Below are 15988 nucleotides of genomic sequence, written 5' to 3' on the forward strand. Positions count from 1 at the left end.
AAGGGCCGCACCCCCGGGAGAGGGTGCGGCCCTTCGTGCCTCCGCCGCCGCGTGCCGGGCGGCCGGCGCGGCTTACTTGCGGATCAGCGAGCGCAGCACGTACTGCATGATGCCGCCGTTGCGGTAGTAGTCCGCCTCGCCGGGGGTGTCGATCCGGACCTTGGCGTCGAACTCCACCGTGGTCCCGTCCGGGGCGGCAGCGGTGACCTTGACGGTCTCCGGGATGCCGCCGTCGTTCAGCGCGGTGACGCCGGTGACGGCGAAGGTCTCCTCGCCGGTCAGGCCGAGCGAACCGGCCGAGGCGCCCTCCGGGAACTGGAGCGGCAGGACGCCCATGCCGATGAGGTTCGAGCGGTGGATACGCTCGTAGGACTCGGCGACGACGGCCTTGACGCCGAGCAGCGCGGTGCCCTTGGCGGCCCAGTCGCGGGACGAGCCGGAGCCGTACTCCTTGCCCGCCAGGATGACCAGCGGGATGCCGGCGGCCTGGTAGTTCTGCGAGGCGTCGTAGATGAAGCCGACCGGCCCGCCGTCCTGGGTGAAGTCGCGGGTGAAGCCGCCCTCCGTGCCCGGCGCGATCTGGTTGCGCAGGCGGATGTTGGCGAAGGTGCCGCGGATCATGACCTCGTGGTTGCCACGGCGCGAACCGTAGGAGTTGAAGTCGCGACGCTCGACGCCGTGCTCGGTGAGGTACTTGCCGGCCGGGGTGTCGGCCTTGATGGCTCCGGCCGGGGAGATGTGGTCGGTGGTGACCGAGTCGCCCAGCTTCGCCAGCACCCGGGCGCCGGCGATGTCGGCGACCGGGGTCGTCTCCATCGTCATGCCCTCGAAGTACGGGGGCTTGCGCACGTAGGTGGACTCGGCGTCCCACTCGAAGGTGTTGCCGGTCGGGATCGGCAGCGCCTGCCACTGGGCGTCGCCCGCGAAGACGTCCTGGTAGGAGGAGGTGAACATGTCCTGGCCGATCGCGGAGGCGACGACCTCGTTGACCTCGGCCTCAGACGGCCAGATGTCCTTGAGGTAGACGGGCTTGCCGTCCTGGTCCGTGCCGAGCGCGTCCTTGGTGATGTCCACCTTCATCGAACCGGCGAGGGCGTACGCGACGACCAGCGGCGGCGAGGCGAGGTAGTTCATCTTGACGTCGGGGTTGATCCGGCCCTCGAAGTTGCGGTTGCCGGAGAGCACCGAGGTGACGGCCAGGTCGTGCTCGTTGACGGCCTTGGAGACCTCCTCCGGCAGCGGGCCGGAGTTGCCGATGCAGGTGGTGCAGCCGTAACCGACGAGGTTGAAGCCGACCTTGTCGAGGTACGGGGTCAGGCCCGCGCGGTCGAAGTAGTCGGTGACGACCTTGGACCCGGGGGCGAGGGTGGTCTTGACCCACGGCTTGCGGGTCAGGCCCTTCTCGACCGCCTTCTTGGCCACCAGCGCGGCGGCGACCATGACGTACGGGTTCGAGGTGTTGGTGCAGGAGGTGATCGCGGCGACGGTGACGGCGCCGTGGTCGATCTCGTACGTCGAACCGTCGGGGGCGGTGACGGTGGTCGGACGCGACGGCACGCCGTCGACGGCGGCCGGGGAGTCGGAGGCCGGGAAGGACTCCTTGCCCGCCTCGTCGTCGTCCTCGACGTAGTTGCGGACGTCCTGCGCGAACTGCTGGGAGGCGTTGGCGAGGACGATGCGGTCCTGCGGGCGCTTCGGGCCGGCGATCGACGGGACGACCGTCGACAGGTCCAGCTCCAGCTTCTCGGAGAAGTCGGGCTCGGCGGCCGGGTCGAGCCAGAGGCCCTGCTCCTTGGCGTACGCCTCGACGAGCGCGACCTGCTGCTCGCTGCGGCCGGTGAGCTTGAGGTAGTTCAGGGTCTCGTCGTCGATCGGGAAGATCGCGGCGGTGGAGCCGAACTCCGGCGACATGTTGCCGATGGTGGCGCGGTTGGCGAGCGAGGTGGCGGCGACGCCCTCACCGTAGAACTCGACGAACTTGCCGACGACGCCGTGCTTGCGCAGCATCTCGGTGATCGTGAGGACCAGGTCGGTGGCGGTGGTGCCGGGGGTGAGCTCACCGGTCAGCTTGAAGCCGACGACCCGCGGGATGAGCATCGAGACGGGCTGGCCGAGCATCGCGGCCTCGGCCTCGATGCCGCCGACGCCCCAGCCCAGCACGCCGAGGCCGTTGACCATGGTGGTGTGCGAGTCGGTGCCGACGAGGGTGTCGGGGTACGCCTGGCCGTTGCGGACCATGACCGTACGGGCCAGGTGCTCGATGTTCACCTGGTGGACGATGCCGGTGCCCGGGGGGACGACCTTGAACTCGTCGAACGCGGTCTGGCCCCAGCGCAGGAACTGGTAGCGCTCCTTGTTGCGGCCGTACTCCAGCTCCACGTTCTGCGCGAACGCCTCGTGGGTGCCGAACTTGTCGGCGATCACGGAGTGGTCGATGACCAGCTCGGCCGGGGCCAGCGGGTTGATCTTCGCCGGGTCACCGCCGAGCTCCTTGACGGCCTCACGCATGGTGGCGAGGTCCACGACACAGGGCACGCCGGTGAAGTCCTGCATGATCACGCGGGCCGGCGTGAACTGGATCTCCTGGCTGGGCTGGGCCTGGGAGTCCCACCCGCCGAGCGCCCGGATGTGGTCGGCGGTGATGTTCGCGCCGTCCTCGGTGCGGAGCAGGTTCTCCAGCAGCACCTTCAAGCTGTAGGGAAGGCGCGCGGCGCCCTCGACCTTGTCCAGCTTGAAGATCTCGTACGACTCGTCGCCCACGCGCAGCGTGCTGCGGGCGTCGAAGCTGTTCGCCGACACGACAGTCTCCTTCATGCATGAATTCGCGCGTACCACCGCAATCCTGCCGTCACAGGTCACGCCAATCCGCTAAGGTAAACCTTAGTTAGGTATGCCTTACTGGCGCGGCAGCGGTACGCCTCTCGGCAGATATCTCGATGTCGAGATAACTCTAGTACATCGCCGCGCCGGGGTCATGCGCCGGAGGCGGTTGTCCGCTCGCAGCGACGGCGGAGCGGCGTGATCGACGCCTGGTGACCGCCGGGCCTTCCCGCCACGGGCCGAGTGATCGTGTGCGGCTCAGAGATCGTGTACGGCTCAGGGGTCGTGTGCGGCTCACGGATCGTGTGCGGCTCACGGATCGTGTGCGGTTTGCCGTCCGGGGACATGATGAGGAAATGGACCAGGGAGACCGAACACTTCTCAGCTCGTCATTCGGCGCGGCGGCGGTCGCCTACGCCGAACACCGTCCGGACTACGCGCGGACCGCGGTGCGCTGGGCGCTCAAGTCCGCGCCCGGCCTGCGCGTACTCGACCTGGGCGCCGGAACCGGCAAGCTCACGGCCGCGCTGGTCGCGCTGGGCGCGGATGTCGTCGCGGTCGAACCCGATCCGGCGATGCTGACCGAGCTGCGCCGCGCGCTGCCGGCTGTCCGCGCCCTGCCGGGCAGCGCCGAGGCGATTCCGCTGCCGGACGGTGCCGTCGATGCCGTGCTGGCCGGCAATGCCCTGCACTGGTTCGACATGGCCGTCGCGGGACCCGAGATGGCCAGGGTCCTCGCACCGGGCGGCGTCCTGGCCGGCCTGTGGAACGTCATGGACGACGGGGTGGAGTGGGTCGCCGGGCTCGCGCGGGTCAGCGGGAGCGCGGCCATCGGCCCACGCGACACGCCCACCGGCTGGCGCGCCGAGGCGGCCGGCATGCACCTTCCCGGGACGGGCACGGCCGCCCTGTTCGGCGCACCGGAACAGGCCGAGTTCCCGCACGGGCAGCGTCGCACCGCCGACTCCCTCGTCGCGACCCTCACCACGAGGGCGGGGATGCTGGTCATGCCGGAACCGGAACGAGAGGCCACGCTGGACCGGATCCGCGCCTACCTCGCGAGCCGACCGGAGACCGCCGACGCCGAGTTCACCCTTCCGATGCAGACCTGCGTGCTGCGCGCCCGGAGGTCGTGAAGGCCGGCGGCCGGCGCCCGTTCACCTAGCGCGGAGCCGCCGCGCCGGGGTGCCGGGTGGCCGCGCCGGGGGTGCCGGGTGGCTGCACCGGCTGGGACGGTTCCCGCGGGACCGTACGTCGAGCTGCCATTCGTTGCCGTCGTACATTGCCGTCATACGCCGCTGCCGCACGCGGGCATCCGTGGCGTCCTCTTCGGGACTGCGTGACGGCCCGGTTCAAGGTCGGACCCAGGCGTCTCCGCCGGTCCCCCCTTACTGAAGGTGCGCTTCGAAGGCTTCCCGGATCGCCGGAAGCATGCCGCGGTGGCGGTCCACGGCACTGGCGATTTTCAGCGGTTTCCTCGTGCCGCCCCGCTGCGCTACTTTCGCCTGCTAGGTGCTCCATATCGGATTGCACCGACACAAAGGGGTGGAAAGTATGCGCAAGATTGCGTTATCCGCCGCAGGTCTGTCCCTCGCCGTGGGGCTCGGACTCGCCACGGCGCCCAGCGCCGGTGCGGCGACGCCCTGCCCGTCCGGAGCAGTCTGCATCCGTGAGACGAACGGCAGCATCCTGAACCAGAACACCTTCTACAGCTACGGCGCCCACAACCTGTCGAACGTCACCGGCGACCGGGTGATGGTCAACAACCAGACCGGCGGCGCGGGCTTCCAGTTCTGCTATGGGTACAACGGCGGTGGTGGCTGCTCCGTCGTGATGCGTGGTGTGGGCGAGTACCTGCCGTACAACATGACGCCGATCAACTCCGTGGTCCTCGTGCGGTAATCAGCACCTGCACCGGGGCCGACCGGCTCTCCTCCGGCGCCGAAGGCAGCGCCCTGTCACCGGCAAGCAGCCGGTGACAGGGCGCTGTTGCGTGCCCGGCCCTCGGCGTCACCGCCGGGATACGACCGGACACGGGAGTGGACGGCCCCGCTGCCGCCGGCCCGGTCGGCCGGGGCGGCCCGGTCCGGTGATCGGCGGACGTCCGGCGCGCGCCGGGGCGCTACAGCTTGCCCGCCTCGCGGACGCTGTGGAGGTGGACCAGGACGTCGAAGGCTTTGCCGATGGCGAGCTCGGGCGTCTTCTCGTTCGGGTACTGCGTGCCGACGTCGTGTGTCGGGCGCGCGCTGTCCAGCCAACTGCGGGCGGCGGCGGGGGCCTTGCGCAGGTCGGCGTAGTAGTCGCGGTAACGGACCTGGTCGAGCGTGTACTCGTTCATGCCCGGACCGGCCGGATCGACGGTGAACTTCTTCCACTCGCCGCCGATCGGCTCGTCCTTGGAGAGGAAGGAACCCTGGTCGAAGGTGGTGCCTATGGCGAGGTAGTCCGCGCCCAGGGTGTCGCGGAGGAACGAGCCCTGTGTCTTCGGGTACATCTCGGGGTCGGCGGCCACGTAGCCGGCGTGGCCGTTGTGGGCCGACAGCAGGATCCTGCCGCCGGTGCGCCGCTGCCACCATGCCGTGGTCTCGGCCATCACCTGGTCGCGGTAGCGCTCCATGTCGTTCAACGACTTCTTGTCGTCCATGTTGACGGCCAAGAAGGTGTAGGTCTGCGCGATGTTGCGGGCGTTCTGAAGAACGAGCTCGAAGTCCCCGCCGCCCCCGGACCCCTGCCGTTGTACGAGTTCCACTACTTGCTGCGCCTTGGCCGCTTTCTGCTGTCGCTCGGCGAGCGGCAGCTTCAGGTAGGCGAAGACGTCGTCGAGCGGGCGCAGGCCGGTGAGGAGCTCGTTCAGGCGCGGCAGGGATTCCGGACGGTTCTGCCGGACGTAGTCGGTGACGCTGTCGAAGACCCGCCCGTCGATGCTGGGCGCGCCGATGTCGTCGCCCAGGAAGTGGACCGGGCGGTCGGGGTGCCTGCGGTTGTGGTCGCGCATCCACTGGACGAGGGTCACGAACTCCTCGCGGTCCCAGGGAGATCCGGCCATCACCTCGTGCACGACCTTCCGCGCGTCGCCACCCTCGCCGCGCTGGAGGTAGTCGTCGATCCGCAGCCCCGCCGACCAGCTCACCTCCAGGGTGAACGTGGTGAATCCCTTCTGCTCGACGAGGTAGCGGAAGAGCCGGTCCTTCAGGGCGAAGAACTCGTGCGAACCGTGCGTGGCCTCGCCCACGCCGACCACCTTGGCGTTGCCGACCATCGTCCCCAGGGCGCGCAGATCGGCCGTACCGGTGCCCGGCTCCGTCGACCGCAGCGGATGCGCGATCCGGTCCAGCGCGCGGACGGGGGCCGACGCGACGGCCGACGCGGACGCCGCCGGTGCGGCGTACGCGGCCGCCGCGGGGGCCAGCGTCGCGGCCAAGGCCACCGCCACCGCCGCGAGCCGCTTCCCATTGCCGATCATGTGTGATCACTCCTCAACGTGCCTGGTAACAAGTGCTGCTGAGAAGATCTTCACGCGTACGACGTCCCCGGCACGATGGGGTCGGCCGCACACTTTCCCGGGGGATAACCCCCATGACCTGGGTTTCCGGGTCAGGTGCCGTGGGCCCCCGGAGGACGCACCCGCCGCCTCCCCCGGAGCCGCACCGCCGTGGCGACGGCGGCAAGGGTGATGATCGCGATTCCCGAGGCGGCCAGTACATACCGGGGCCCCATGGCGGCGGTGAGGGGGCCGCCGAGACCGGTGCCCACCGGTGCGGCGGTGAGCAGGGCGGCGCCCCGGGCGGCCAGGACCGTGGTCAGCCAAGCCGCCGGAGTGCGGTCCTGGAACAGGGTGAAGGACAGTGCCGTGAAAGGTCCGTAGATCACGCCGCCCAGTGCGAAGCACGTGACGGAGACGGGTACCGGCGCAGCCAGGCCGAACGGTACGAGCGTCAGGCCCCAGCCGGCGACGATGCACAGGGTGACCGGCCACAGGGGGAGCTTGCGCAGCGCACCGGCGGCCAGGGCGCCGAGGACGGCGCCCACCCCGAAGACCGTCCAGTACAGCCCGAGGAGGCTCGCCTGCGCGTGCAGGTCAGCGGTGACATACAGCGGGAGCGCGACCTCCACCGGACCGTAGAGGAAGTTGAAGAACCAGGTCAGTACGAGGATCCCGAGAAGCTCGGGCTGTCCGCGCAGGAAGTGCAGACCGGCCGCCGATCGGCCGGTGTCGACCGGCGCGGCCGTCCCCACCGCCTTGGCCGCGCCGCCCAGCCGGCCGACCTGGACGGCGAGGACGGCGAAGGACATCGCGTCGAGGCCGATGATCCAGGCCGGGCTGACGGCCGTCGCCAGAAATCCGGCGAGTGCGGGGCCGACGATGACGGACGCCGAGGTGGTGGAGCTGACCAGCGCGTTCGCGGCCAGCCGCTGTTCCTGGGGCAGTACCTCGGCGAGCAGGGAGTACTTTCCCGCGCTCCCCCAGGCATGCAGTACCGACGAACCGGCCAGCAGGACGACGTACAGAACGGGGTGCAGCACCCCCGCCGCCCAGGCCAGCGGCACACCGCCGAGCAGTACCGCGCGGAGCCAGCTGTCCGCGGCCATCAGCCGCCGGCCGGGGAGGCGGCGCAGCCAACGGCCGAAGACCAGCGCCCCGGCAGCCCCCGGAAGGGCGTACGCGGCAACCGCGGCACCGACGACCAGGGTGGACCGGCCGGGAGACGCGATCAGAACGGCCAGCCATGCCACGGCGACCACGCTCATCCCGTCACCGAGGTCGGAGGCCGCCAGGGCCGGCAGAAGCCGCCGGAACTCGGCGTGGGCGAACAGCGGCCGATACGTGCGCGGCAGCAGGCGAGTTGTCCGTGGCCGGGTTGTCGGTGGGTGAGTCACCCGGTCAGACTCAGGGTTCAAGTGCGCTTGACGTCAAGGGGGATCGGTGCGGGAGCTGGGCATCGGGGACCTTGCGCGGCGAGTCGGGATGCGGCCGTCGGCCCTGCGCTACTACGAGAGCATCGGTCTGCTGCCGCCGGCCGGGCGGGTCGCGGGGCGGCGCGTCTATCCGGTCGGCACGGTGCGGCGGATCGCGCTGATCAAGATGGCGCAGCGGGCCCGGTTCACCCTCGCCGAGATCCGCCAGTTGCTGGACACCACCGTCGACCGGGGCGCCACCCGGCAGTGGCGCGCGCTCGCCGAACGGAAGCTCCCCGAACTGGACCGGTTCCTTCAGGAGACGCAAGCGTTGCGGGACGCCGTCGCCGACTGCCTCGCCTGCGGGTGCATGAACTTCGACAGTTGCCAACTCCTCTCCTCCGGCCCGGCCGGAGACGCCGCCTGAGACGCTGGCCCCGCCCCCGCCGCCGAACCGCGGACGGCAGGGGCAGGCGGCAGGCGCCATGCTCAGTGGGCACGCCGGGACGGTTTCCGAAGGACCGGGCGCGGGCCCGGGGCACCGGTGATCCTGGTGGCGGTGGGAGCGGCGGGAGGCGGTGACGGGCCGGGACCCACCAAACCCGTCACCGCCTCGCGTGATCACCGTCGGACGGCGGTACTCCCCGCGCTGTCAGCCGGGGCGGATTCCGGATCCGGGGCGGGTGCCGATACCGGATCGGGGGTGGGTGTCGACGCCGGATTCGGGACCGGTTCCGGGGCGGGTGCCGGTGGGGCCGGGGGGAACGGGATCTCGGCCAGGGCCGGGAGGAGCGACTCCTCCTCGTAGTCGAGGTGCGCCGTCAGTTCCTTCGACATCCGGACCAGCTCGGCGCGGAAGTGGTGCGGGTCGGCGGCGCCGATGTCGGCCAACAGGGCGAGGAGTTCGTCCTTGATGCGGGCGACCGTACGGTGTTCGTCGCGGAGCCGGTCGAGGGCTTCGCGCAGATGCGGATGGTGGTGCGCGAGGGCGGGGAAGACATGCGCGTCCTCGCCGGTGTGGTGGAACGTCAGCGTCTCGCAGAACGCCAGGCAGTGCTGCCGGATTTGCAGGCCGAGCCCCGGTACCGGCGGCTCGCCGGGCCCCTGGTGCGCCGCCCGCGCGGCGAGATGGGCGTCGGCCTCGGCACGTATGTACCGCAACTGCGAGCGCAGCCAGGTGTGGACCTCGATGAGCTTGTCGGCGAGGTTGTTGACCTCGCGAGGGCCCGCCGCTCCGTGTTCGGGGCGCTCCAGCACCACGACCGGCAGGGTCCGGGTGGTGCGCGCCTGATAGTCGGCGTATCCGGGCGCCACCCGCACCACCTGCCGGAACAGTCTCTCGCGCCGTGCGCCCTCGGCGGGTACCGCTATCGCCTCGTACGCCTCGGTGCCGATCTCCACCCGCACCGCGGGATGGGCGAGCAGGTTGTGGTACCAGGCGGGATGGCTGGGCGCGCCGGCGGCGGACGCGACGATCAGCAGCAGCCCGCCCTCGCGCACATAGGCGAGGGGGACGGTGTGCCGCTCCCCCGACTTCGCGCCGGTGGTGGTCAGCAGGAGGAGGTCACCGCCCTCGAAGGGGCCGCCGACCTCTCCTCCGTTGGCTCGGAACTCCTCGATGACCTGCTGGTTGAAGGACTTGGGCATACGGTGTCGGATCTCCGGAGATGTGGTTGCGGATGTGGGTACAGGCACGCAGGGGTGCCCGGGGGCTCGCGAGTGCCGGGGTACACACGGGTACCTGGATGCGCACGGGCCCAGCGGTGCATGGGTGTGTGGTGGTGAGGTGAGGTGGGTGCGTGGCGCGCAGGGACCGTACGCGGGCCCTCGTCCGGCGACGGATCTCGCTCGCGCCGCGCAGCCGGGTGCGGTCGCCGAGGTGCGGCGGCCATCGGAGAGGCGTGGCGAGGCGAGGTCACACGGCGGTGCGGGGCACCGCTGAGGACAAGGGACGGCGCGCGGAGGCGCCTACGTCAAACGCAGGATGCGGAGTATGAACTCAAGGCAGATCCCTTGGTGAAGGTGTTCGCCCGACTACCGGCCTGCCCACTGCTCTTCGGCCGGTGTCACGTGACACGCGGACCATTACAACCACCCGTTTCGCCGCCTGTCAACGCGGCGGTTCGTGCGGGAACGGCGCGCGGAATCGCCGTTCCCCGCGTCCGGGACCGCAGCCCCGCCCGGTCGCGCCCGCAGTCACCGGACGGTCGGCCATCCCGGCAGAGCGGCGAGCAGTTCCCGCCCCCGGACGATCACGGCGACCTCCGCGTCCCGGGAGAGGTCACACAGTCGTGGAAGGAGAAGAGGTCGTAGTTCTTGAGGCCATCGGTCGGCGGGGCAGGTGTCCGATCACTCGTCCCCCTCGCCGGGGAGGGAGGTGTCGGCGGGTGCGCCCGGTCCGTACGCGGTCAGCGTGCGGTCGATGGCAGGGCCGAGGAAGTCCCGGGCCAGGTCGGCGCGCCGGGCAAGCCAGGCGGGGTCGGCGGGGGTGGGGGCCGGGACGTCGTAGCGGCGGGCCCGGATGTCGGCGACGACCTCGGCCGGGGCGTCCAGTTCGGCCAGGACGTGCAGTGCCTCGCCCTTGCTGATCAATGTGCCGTCGCGCAGCGTGACCGTGGCACGGGCCAGGACCAGCAGCCCGAGGTCGACCCAGATGTCCTGGAGCCAGCGGTCGGGGTGGTCCAGGGCGGGCCGCCAGAAATCCCGCAGGGATACGAGCACGGAAGTGGCGAGCTGTACGTCGGTGACCGGCGGGAGCAGGGCCGCGGGGTCCGCGCCGTACAGGACCCGGCCGAACGTGTGGAGTTCGCGCCGGGTGATGGGGGTCACCGGACGGTGCTTCAGTTCCCGGTGGGCCCAGGTGAGGTGGCTGCGTTCGGGGTCTGCCACCTCGTCGGCGGCTACGTAGCTGCAATGCAGTTTCGCGGCCAGGCGCTCGGTGCTGTCCAGATTCTCGTGCAGCTCGCCGAGGCGGCGCTCCTCCTCGGGCGTGCACCGGCGGTCGGTGATCGCGATCAGGTCGAGATCGCTGCGGCCCTCCTGATAGTCACCACCGCCGAGCGATCCGTGCGCCCAGAGGGCGAGCAACTGAGGCTGTGAAAGCCGTTGTTGGAGTTCCTCTCCGAAACGCCGGAGGAGGGCGGTGGTGGCTGTGGTGTCGGTGAGGGGCTCCGGTGGTGTGGTCCGGGAGGAGAGGGGGGTGTGGGTGGGATCGGAGGCAGGTTTCATGAGGGCAGTCTGGGCCGTACCCGGCGGCGGAGGAAGGACATTCGGTGCGGTGGGAGGGGCGGTGAGAGCGCACTCGGGCCGGTACCGGCCCCCTACGCTGACCGCCGTGACGATCCCCTCGGCATCCGTTCCCCAACCCCTTTGACGTGACCGGCGGTTCGCGCTGCTCGCCTCCGCCCGCACCATTTCGGTCCTCGGCAACGCCTTCGCCCGGGTCGCCCTCTCCTTCGCCGTACTATCGCTGCCGGGGGGCGATCCCCGGCCGGCTCTCGCTGGTGCCGGCCTGCCAGGCGCTGCCGCAGTTGGTGTTCGTCCTCGTCGGCGGGTTGATCGCGGACCGGATGTCGCGCTCCCGGCTGATGATCGCCGCGGACCTCGTCGGCGCGGCCGCGTACGCCGGGCCGGCGGCCATGGTGCTGACCGGGCACACACCGCTGTCCGCGATGTGCGCGCCGGCGGTACCGGCCGGTGTGGCCACCGCGCTGTTCGTGCCCGCGACGGACGGCGTCGTACCGCTGATCGTGCCCGCCGAGCGGTTGCAGCACGCGAACGGGATGCTCCGGGTCGGCACGAACAGTTCGATGCTGCTGGGGCTCGCGCTGTCCGGCGTGACCGTCGCGTTCGTCGGCGTCGGCCATGCGCCGGCGGGCTGCACCGCGCTGGTCGTCCTGGCGACGGCCGCGGTGCTGTGCTCCCCACAGGTACGCGGGCTGCGGGCGCCGGCTTCGAGGACGGGGGCCGCAGGAGGGGCGCCAGGGTGGGATGGATGCCCGTGAGCCGTGCGGCCAAGGGCACCGTGATGCGGGAGAGTGACGCTCGCCGCCGCGGCACAGGCGCTTCGGTTGACAACGCCGAGTGCCAACGACAAGGGTCGGTGACAAGGACCAATGGCTGATGACCGATGACCGGGGTCGGCGGCACATGGCACAGACCAGTGACAGCAGCGGCAGGTGACGGCAATGGGTGAGAACAAGCAGCGCATGCTCGCCGGTGAGTGGTACCTCCCCGACGATCCCGAACTCGCCGCGGATACCGAGCGCCGTATCGAGCTCTGCGGGACGTACAACGCGCCCGGGGCGCGCACGGCCGCCGAGCGCGCCGGGATCCTGGCGGAGCTGTTCGGTGCGGTGGGTGAGGGGGTGCGGATCCGGCCGCCGTTCCACTGCGACTACGGGCGGTACATCAGCGTCGGGCCCCGTACGTTCGTGAATTTCGGCGCGGTCTTCCTGGACGCGGCGCCCATCACCATCGGCGCCGACGTCCAGATCGGTCCGAACGTGCAACTCCTCACACCGCTCCACGAGTTGGACACGGAACGGCGGCGGGCCGGCTGGGAGAAGGCGGTGCCGGTGACGATCGGCGACAACGTCTGGCTCGGCGGCGGGGTGATCGTCTGCCCCGGGGTGACGATCGGCGAGAACACCGTGGTCGGTGCCGGATCGGTGGTCACCAAGGACCTGCCGCCGGGAGTGCTGGCGGTCGGCAACCCGGCCCAGATCATCCGCTACCTGGACGCCGGTACGTCCCCGGCGAGCCCGGCCGATCCGTTCTGACCGCACCGCGCCTTACCCGAGCGCACCGGGCCACCGTCACCGGTGCCGGCCCCTCACGGGGTCACCAGCCCCTCCCGCACCAGCGTCACGATCTCCTCGTCCGACAGTCCCAGCCTGCGCGCCTCGGTGATCAGCCGCTCGGCGGCCTCACCGAGGCGGGCGCGGCCGGGGGACGCGGTGCCGGTGATCATCGCGCCGCGTCCGCGACGGAGTTCGATCAGCCCCTCCTCCTTGAGCCGCTGGTAGCCGCGGAGCACCGTGTGCACGTTCACGCCGAGGGAAGCGGCGAGCGCGCGGGCGGCGGGCAGCCGTTCCCCGGCCCGTACCGAGCCGTCGGCGATGGCACCGCGGACCGAGGCCGCGATCTGGTCCCCGAGGGGCACGGAGGAGGCGGGGTCCACCTGGATCAGCACCTCGGTCTCCCTACTTCGAACGTGCGCGGTCCAGGTACGTGTTGAGCAGTGCGACGGCGGTCGCCGCGTCGTCGACCGTCACCACGAATTCCCTGCCGCTCGTCAGCCGGAGCACGGCTCCCTCACCCGAACGGAGCACGAGGCCGCTCCGGCCGGGCTGTACGCGGTAGCCCCAGCCGCCGAACTCCGTGGCGATCACGATCTCGCGGCTGGTGGCGTCCACGATGCGGTGCAGGGGGATGCGCCGGAAAGGGTACGGCAGCAGCGTCGGCGCGAGGGCCAGGCCCCGCCGGTCCACCGTCACCCGTACCGATGCGCAGGCGCCCGTCACGACGGCGGCGGCCAGCAGTACGGCGCCGACGACCCAGCTGTCGGTGAAACCCAGGACCAGCCCGGCGCCGCACACCAGGATGCTCACCGCTGCCATCAGTGGTGAGCTGACGGTGTGCGACCAGCTCGCTCGACTCCCGCCGGGGAGGTCGAGCCGGGGCTCGCTACCGGGCGCCCGACGCGCGGCCCGGTCGCCCGGCCCGGCGAGCAGCCGTCCCACGCCGCCGGCCAGCAGGGCGAAGACGAGCGCCACGGCAATGTGCCAGTACGGAAGGCGGACCGCCGAAGCGTCCGGGACCCCGGCGTTGCAGAGCAGCGTCGCACCCGTCAAGTACGCGGATGATGCGGCCACGGCGTATCCGACGACGGGCTGCCAGCGGGCCGACGGGCCGGCACCGGACCGGCGGCCGAGCACGGCGAACACGATGCCGAAGACGGCGAGCGGGGCGATACTCAGGATCAGGTACCCGCCGGGCGATGTGTAGCCGTCGGCCTGGCCGTTGGGACCGAAGTGGGTGGCGAGGTGCTCGGGCAGCCGGCCGGCCACGGCCGCGTAGACGCCGCCGAGCACAACTGTCGCGAGGACGAAGGGAAGCACGACAACCCAGGCCCGCGGTGGGCTGGTTGCAGGCTGATCGGCACGCAGGGAAGAGTTCATGACTACCTCCAATTGTTCGCATGGTACTAGAACAATAGGCGATTGCACATGCATCTCATATCTGAGATACGGTCGCCCCATGGCAGACGACTACCTCGTACGCATCGGCAAGCTCATCCGTGACGCCCGGCAGCACCGGGGCTGGACACAGACGCAGCTCGCCGAGGCACTCGGAACCAGCCAGAGTGCGGTGAACCGCATCGAACGCGGCAATCAGAACATCAGCCTTGAGATGATTGCCCGTATCGGCGAGGCCCTGGACAGTGAGATCGTCTCGCTCGGCTATGCCGGTCCGATGCATCTGCGCGTGGTCGGCGGCCGCCGGCTCTCCGGCAGCATCGCCGTGAAGACGAGCAAGAACGCCTGCGTCGCGCTGCTGTGCGCCACGCTCCTGAACGCGGGCCGGACAACTCTGCGTCGGGTGGCCCGTATCGAGGAGGTCTACCGCATCCTCGAAGTGCTCGGCAGCATCGGCGTCCGCACCCGCTGGATCAACGACGGCAACGACCTGGAGATCGTCCCGCCGGCCGAGCTGAACCTCGCCGCGATGGACACCGAGGCGGCCCGCCGCACCCGCAGCGTCATCATGTTCCTCGGCCCGCTGCTGCACCGGATGGACCGCTTCAAGCTGCCGTACGCCGGCGGCTGCGATCTCGGCACCCGCACCGTGACCCCGCACATGACGGCGCTGCGCCACTTCGGCCTGGACGTCACCGCGACCGACGGCACCTACCTCGCCGAGGTCAACCGCGACGTCTCCCCCAAGCGCGCGATCGTCCTGACCGAACGCGGCGACACCGTCACCGAGAACGCCCTGCTGGCCGCGGCCCGGCACGACGGCGTCACGGTCATCCGCAACGCCTCCTCCAACTACATGGTCCAGGATCTCTGCTTCTTCCTGGAGGAGTTGGGCGTCAAGGTCGAGGGCATCGGCACCACCACGCTCACCGTGCACGGCGTCGCGCGCATCGACCGCGATGTGGACTACGCCCCATCCGAGGACCCGGTCGAGGCGATGAGCCTGCTGGCGGCGGCCGTTGTCACCGAGTCGGAGCTGACGATCCGCCGGGTCCCGGTGGAATTCCTGGAGATCGAACTCGCGGTCCTGGAGGACATGGGCCTGGACCACGAGCGCAGCACGGAGTACGCCGCCGACAACGGCCGCACCCGGCTGATCGACCTGACCGTCCGCCCCTCCAAGCTCCAGGCCCCGCTGGACAAGATCCACCCGATGCCCTTCCCGGGCCTGAACATCGACAACGTCCCGTTCTTCGCGGCCATCGCGGCCAGCGCCCAGGGCCAGACCCTCATCCACGACTGGGTCTACGACAACCGCGCCATCTACCTCACCGACCTCAACCGCCTCGGCGCCCAGGTCAAACTCCTCGACCCGCACCGCGTCCTGGTCGACGGCTCGACCCGCTGGCGCTCCGCGGAAATGATGTGCCCCCCGGCCCTGCGCCCGGCCGTCGTCGTCCTGCTCGCGATGATGGCCGCCGAGGGCACGTCCGTACTGCGCAACGTCTATGTCATCAACCGGGGTTACGAGGACCTGGCGGAGCGGCTCAACTCCATCGGGGCGCAGATCGAGATCTTTCGGGATATCTGATACGCGAGCGCCGCCGCACCCCGTCTGACCTGTGGCGAAGCGGGTCAGGATCGGGGGCGGCGGCGTCTCTGGGACTTCCCTGGGACTTTGGGCCCGCGACGGGCTGCAGACTACCCTCCACGGCCTCTGCCGACCGGCCACGGCTACGCGAAGATCGCGTCGATGGCGGCGCTGCCCCGTGCGCCCGAACCTGCGCACGCACCCGCAGCCGGTGCTCGGTCTTGTGGCCGTAGGCCATCTTCTTCAACCGCACGCGTTCGGCGGCACTCGGGGCTATCGGGTAGGCAGTGCGGATGGGCATGGCGGGCGAACCGACCGGCCGAAGTGGATCACTGGCAAACCGCAGCCTGCCCCGCCCGCCGCCGGGGCGGGGCCCACACGTCGCGACGGGCGCGGATCGGGCAGGAGAGGCAGCGCAGTGCTGGAGCCGCCTCGGACGGTGCGTCCTGGATCTCGAACCCGATGTCCTCCAGACAGGTGC

Annotated in this window: 13 protein-coding genes; 6 read left to right on the plus strand and 7 right to left on the minus strand. The window is 70.7% G+C overall.

Annotation, left to right across the window (positions count from 1 at the left end; translation table 11 throughout):
• Nucleotides 1–72: 72 nt before the first annotated feature.
• Complete coding sequence (gene acnA, locus IH09_RS14875; RefSeq protein WP_052856801.1) at nucleotides 73–2799, minus strand: aconitate hydratase AcnA; 2727 nt, start codon at nucleotides 2797–2799, stop codon at nucleotides 73–75.
• A gap of 377 nt (nucleotides 2800–3176) precedes the next feature.
• Here acnA and IH09_RS14880 point away from each other — a divergent pair, with 377 nt between their 5' ends.
• A complete protein-coding gene (locus IH09_RS14880; RefSeq protein ID WP_052856707.1) occupies nucleotides 3177–3956 on the plus strand; it encodes a class I SAM-dependent methyltransferase in 780 nt (259 codons plus the stop codon).
• Between the two features lie 418 nt (nucleotides 3957–4374).
• The gene (locus IH09_RS14885) at nucleotides 4375–4722 is read left to right on the plus strand and encodes a hypothetical protein (RefSeq protein WP_052856708.1); all 348 of its coding nucleotides are present in this window, start codon (nucleotides 4375–4377) and stop codon (nucleotides 4720–4722) included.
• 220 nt (nucleotides 4723–4942) lie between these two features.
• Here the strand turns inward: IH09_RS14885 and IH09_RS14890 are convergent, their stop codons facing one another.
• Both IH09_RS14890 and IH09_RS14895 read right to left on the minus strand, forming a co-directional pair.
• Nucleotides 4943–6283 (minus strand): erythromycin esterase family protein, encoded by a 1341-nt coding sequence (locus tag IH09_RS14890; RefSeq protein WP_052856709.1) that lies wholly within the window; start codon nucleotides 6281–6283, stop codon nucleotides 4943–4945.
• 131 nt (nucleotides 6284–6414) lie between these two features.
• Nucleotides 6415–7698: an MFS transporter gene (locus IH09_RS14895; protein ID WP_052856710.1), complete on the minus strand. Its 1284-nt coding sequence runs from the start codon at nucleotides 7696–7698 to the stop codon at nucleotides 6415–6417.
• Nucleotides 7699–7744: 46 nt separating this feature from the next.
• Here IH09_RS14895 and IH09_RS14900 point away from each other — a divergent pair, with 46 nt between their 5' ends.
• Nucleotides 7745–8143: a MerR family transcriptional regulator gene (locus IH09_RS14900; protein ID WP_052856711.1), complete on the plus strand. Its 399-nt coding sequence runs from the start codon at nucleotides 7745–7747 to the stop codon at nucleotides 8141–8143.
• A 194-nt stretch (nucleotides 8144–8337) separates the two neighbouring features.
• On the opposite strand, the gene IH09_RS14905 is transcribed toward IH09_RS14900, so the two are convergent.
• Together IH09_RS14905 and IH09_RS14910 are read right to left on the minus strand one after the other, a co-directional pair.
• Nucleotides 8338–9363 carry a nitroreductase/quinone reductase family protein gene (locus IH09_RS14905; RefSeq protein ID WP_110952301.1) on the minus strand — a complete coding sequence of 342 codons (1026 nt, stop codon included), beginning with the start codon at nucleotides 9361–9363 and terminating at the stop codon, nucleotides 8338–8340.
• Nucleotides 9364–10065: 702 nt separating this feature from the next.
• Complete coding sequence (locus tag IH09_RS14910) at nucleotides 10066–10944, minus strand: nucleotidyltransferase (RefSeq protein WP_240150781.1); 879 nt, start codon at nucleotides 10942–10944, stop codon at nucleotides 10066–10068.
• 275 nt (nucleotides 10945–11219) lie between these two features.
• Between IH09_RS14910 and IH09_RS14915 the strand changes: the two genes are divergently transcribed.
• Together IH09_RS14915 and IH09_RS14920 are read left to right on the plus strand one after the other, a co-directional pair.
• Nucleotides 11220–11720: an MFS transporter gene (locus IH09_RS14915; RefSeq protein ID WP_052856713.1), complete on the plus strand. Its 501-nt coding sequence runs from the start codon at nucleotides 11220–11222 to the stop codon at nucleotides 11718–11720.
• Nucleotides 11721–11903: 183 nt separating this feature from the next.
• Nucleotides 11904–12497: a sugar O-acetyltransferase gene (locus tag IH09_RS14920; protein ID WP_052856714.1), complete on the plus strand. Its 594-nt coding sequence runs from the start codon at nucleotides 11904–11906 to the stop codon at nucleotides 12495–12497.
• Between the two features lie 53 nt (nucleotides 12498–12550).
• Here the strand turns inward: IH09_RS14920 and IH09_RS14925 are convergent, their stop codons facing one another.
• Together IH09_RS14925 and IH09_RS14930 are read right to left on the minus strand one after the other, a co-directional pair.
• The gene (locus tag IH09_RS14925; protein WP_052856715.1) at nucleotides 12551–12910 is read right to left on the minus strand and encodes a GntR family transcriptional regulator; all 360 of its coding nucleotides are present in this window, start codon (nucleotides 12908–12910) and stop codon (nucleotides 12551–12553) included.
• 10 nt (nucleotides 12911–12920) lie between these two features.
• Nucleotides 12921–13898, minus strand: a complete 978-nt coding sequence (locus tag IH09_RS14930; protein ID WP_052856716.1) for a DUF1648 domain-containing protein — start codon at nucleotides 13896–13898, stop codon at nucleotides 12921–12923.
• Between the two features lie 79 nt (nucleotides 13899–13977).
• Here IH09_RS14930 and IH09_RS14935 point away from each other — a divergent pair, with 79 nt between their 5' ends.
• The gene (locus IH09_RS14935; protein WP_052856717.1) at nucleotides 13978–15507 is read left to right on the plus strand and encodes a helix-turn-helix domain-containing protein; all 1530 of its coding nucleotides are present in this window, start codon (nucleotides 13978–13980) and stop codon (nucleotides 15505–15507) included.
• Nucleotides 15508–15988 lie beyond the last annotated feature (481 nt).

Source organism: Streptomyces celluloflavus (genome assembly GCA_000720995.1).
In the GTDB taxonomy this organism is placed as follows: domain Bacteria; phylum Actinomycetota; class Actinomycetes; order Streptomycetales; family Streptomycetaceae; genus Streptomyces; species Streptomyces celluloflavus.

Coding starts and splice junctions, on each gene's coding strand:
- IH09_RS14880 (WP_052856707.1), top strand. CDS start 3,177: ATGGACCAGGGAGACCGAACACTTCTCAGCTCGTCATTCGGCGCGGCG.
- IH09_RS14885 (WP_052856708.1), top strand. CDS start 4,375: ATGCGCAAGATTGCGTTATCCGCCGCAGGTCTGTCCCTCGCCGTGGGG.
- IH09_RS14890 (WP_052856709.1), bottom strand. CDS start 6,283: ATGATCGGCAATGGGAAGCGGCTCGCGGCGGTGGCGGTGGCCTTGGCC.
- IH09_RS14905 (WP_110952301.1), bottom strand. CDS start 9,363: ATGCCCAAGTCCTTCAACCAGCAGGTCATCGAGGAGTTCCGAGCCAAC.
- IH09_RS14910 (WP_240150781.1), bottom strand. CDS start 10,944: ATGAAACCTGCCTCCGATCCCACCCACACCCCCCTCTCCTCCCGGACC.
- IH09_RS14920 (WP_052856714.1), top strand. CDS start 11,904: ATGGGTGAGAACAAGCAGCGCATGCTCGCCGGTGAGTGGTACCTCCCC.
- IH09_RS14930 (WP_052856716.1), bottom strand. CDS start 13,898: ATGAACTCTTCCCTGCGTGCCGATCAGCCTGCAACCAGCCCACCGCGG.
- IH09_RS14935 (WP_052856717.1), top strand. CDS start 13,978: ATGGCAGACGACTACCTCGTACGCATCGGCAAGCTCATCCGTGACGCC.